Below are 2,511 nucleotides of genomic sequence, written 5' to 3' on the forward strand. Positions count from 1 at the left end.
GTAAGCGTCCGCTGAACCCCATGTCTATTTTTTAATTTGAGTTGGATTTCCAGCGGTGTGGTAGCAATTCTTCTATTTGGGTCACTTTATGGGTCGGCAATCTTTTCAGCACATCACTTAAATAGGCATACGGATCCAGCCCATTCAGCTTTGCTGACTGGATTAAAGTCATGATGTTTGCCGCTCGCTGACCACTACGCAGCGAACCTGCAAATAACCAGTTCTTACGTCCCAACGCCCAAGGCCGCACCTGGTTTTCCACCCAATTATTGCAAATCGGTAGATTGCCATCATCCAGATAGCGGCTTAAAGCTGGCCAACGCTTCAGAGTGTAATTGATGGCCTTGGCGGTTGGAGAACTCGATGGCACCGTCAGTTGATGCTGGTTGAGCCATTCATACAGTTGTTGCATCACCGGTTGACTATGCTGTTGTCGGTATTCGCGGCGCTGTTCTGCTGTACCATCGGTCTTTCTCCTGAGTTCTGCTTCTATGGCATACAGTTTCTGAATCAGCACTAAGGCCTGTTCAGCGACCTGACTTTTCTTGGTCACATGCAGTTCATGGAATTTACGACGAGCATGCGCCATGCAGCCCACCTCAATGACTTGGCCTGATTTAAAGCGTGCTTTATAACCACTGTAATCATCACAGACCAGATGGCCCTGCCAGTCTTTCAGGAACGCTTCAGCATGCTGGCCTGAACGACTATCCTGAAAGTCATAAATCACGGCTTGAATTGGATTATATTGGGTTGTTGCATAGGCCCAGACATAACCTTTCTTCGGTTTTTTCTCATCATCACTCATCCGCATGATGGTGACCGGCGTTTCATCGGCATGGATCACCCGCTGTTGCAGCACCACCTGTTTTAAGGCATTGGCCAGAGGTTCCAGTTCCACACCGCAGCGACCTATCCAGTCAGATAACGTTGATCTAGAAAGCTCGATTCCCGCCCGCTGATAGATCAGACGTTGACGGTACAGCGGTAAATGATCGGCATACTTCGATACCAGCACATGGCTGAGCAGTTCAGGTGAAGCAATGCCTTTATCAATCACATAGGCAGGCATCGCTTGCTGAGTCAGGATGTCACACTGATCACAGACCCATTTGCCACGCACATGCTGTTCCTTATAGAACTGTGCCGGTCTGAAATGCAGTTTTTCACTGACATCTTCGCCGATACGACGGAGTTGGCATCCACAACTGCATTGGGTTGATGCAGGTTCATGCTCGATGCGAATCGTAGGTAAGTGAGTTGGCAATGGACGACGTTTAGGTTTGTTGACTGTGGCTTTGTGTGTCGCTGCATCGGTTTTATCTGCATTTAGCCGTTCCAGTTCCAGATCAACTGCGGCAATATCTTCTTCAACCGCTTCATCCCAGAGATGGATTTGTTTTGCAGTGAGATGTTCGTTTTTACTGCCGAATTTGTGCTGTTTAAACAGCGCCAGTTCATGCTCGTATTTTTGATTGAGAATGGAAAGATGTTGAACTTTGGCATCCAATTGCTGGTTTGATTTTTCTAATTCTTGATTTGATTGTGCCAGAGACTGATGCTGCATTGCCAACTGTCTGGTAAATTCCAGCAGTTGTTCATGGGTCAGTTGGCTTAAGTCTGGCAGCGTATTCATGACCGCAGTATGCCTGAGGTCATGAAGAGAATGAAATAGAACGTTTGGAGAATAGCAGAATGGAACAGCCTGGTTTAAAGCATCGTCACCACCTGCTGTCGTCCAATGCGCTGCCAGGGCAAACCTTGGATCAGTGCCTGTAACTGTTCCGGGCTGAGGGCCACGGTTTCACCTTGGTGAACTTGAGCCCAGTGAAATTTGCCCTGTTCCAGCCGCCGGGCACACAGCCAGATGCCCAATCCATCATGTACCAGTACTTTCATGCGATGGCCACGTTTATTACAGAACAGGTAAGCACAATGCGGTTTGATGTAGCCAAAGGCTCTCACCACCTGAGCCATGGTCGTATCCATACCTGCACGCATGTCCATGGGCTGAGTAGACAACCAGATTTCATCAATGCGGATCATGTTGCAAGTGCCTTGAGTAATTCTGCCAAGGCAGGTATTTCTGATGTCTGCCATTTTAGCTGAATATCATTATTCGTATGAGGCACGGTGATACACAACGTGATCCTCTCATCAATAGGTTGGCTGATTGCAGCAGTGTAAGGTAAAGCAATAAATGCTGGATTCACATGAGTAGGATCCTGCACGGCACCCTCATGATGGCTGAAGATCCTGATCCAACGACTGACAAGGTTGGCATTAATACTATGTTGCAGTGCGACCGAAGCGATCGAGGTATTAGGATTTTTGCAGGCATTGACAATACTGAGTTTGAATTCTTTGCTGTATGTTCTGCGTTTTTTAGCAACAGGAGGTGTTGCTGAATATATATCCATGTTCATGGATTAAGTCCCCACTTGTTTTTAAGTGAGGACTAAATTAAGGCTTATAGGACGAATTCATAAGGTGTGTTTAGCGGACGCTTAC

At 47.2% G+C, this 2,511-nt stretch carries 3 protein-coding genes; all 3 read right to left on the minus strand.

What is annotated here, in order from left to right; translation table 11 throughout:
- Nucleotides 1-31: 31 nt before the first annotated feature.
- Nucleotides 32-1,636 (minus strand): IS66 family transposase, encoded by a 1,605-nt coding sequence (tnpC, locus tag EXE10_RS20600; protein ID WP_130114570.1) that lies wholly within the window; start codon nt 1,634-1,636, stop codon nt 32-34.
- Nucleotides 1,637-1,710: 74 nt separating this feature from the next.
- Entirely contained in the window at nt 1,711-2,046 is a 336-nt protein-coding gene (gene tnpB, locus EXE10_RS20605; protein WP_000618091.1) for an IS66 family insertion sequence element accessory protein TnpB, read from the minus strand.
- Nucleotides 2,043-2,426 carry a transposase gene (locus tag EXE10_RS20610; RefSeq protein ID WP_001055589.1) on the minus strand — a complete coding sequence of 128 codons (384 nt, stop codon included), beginning with the start codon at nt 2,424-2,426 and terminating at the stop codon, nt 2,043-2,045. Before EXE10_RS20610 ends, tnpB begins: the two co-directional genes overlap by 4 nt.
- Between the last annotated feature and the right edge of the window lie 85 nt (nt 2,427-2,511).

It is taken from the genome of Acinetobacter sp. WCHAc060033 (assembly GCF_004209125.1).
Taxonomy (GTDB): domain Bacteria; phylum Pseudomonadota; class Gammaproteobacteria; order Pseudomonadales; family Moraxellaceae; genus Acinetobacter; species Acinetobacter wuhouensis.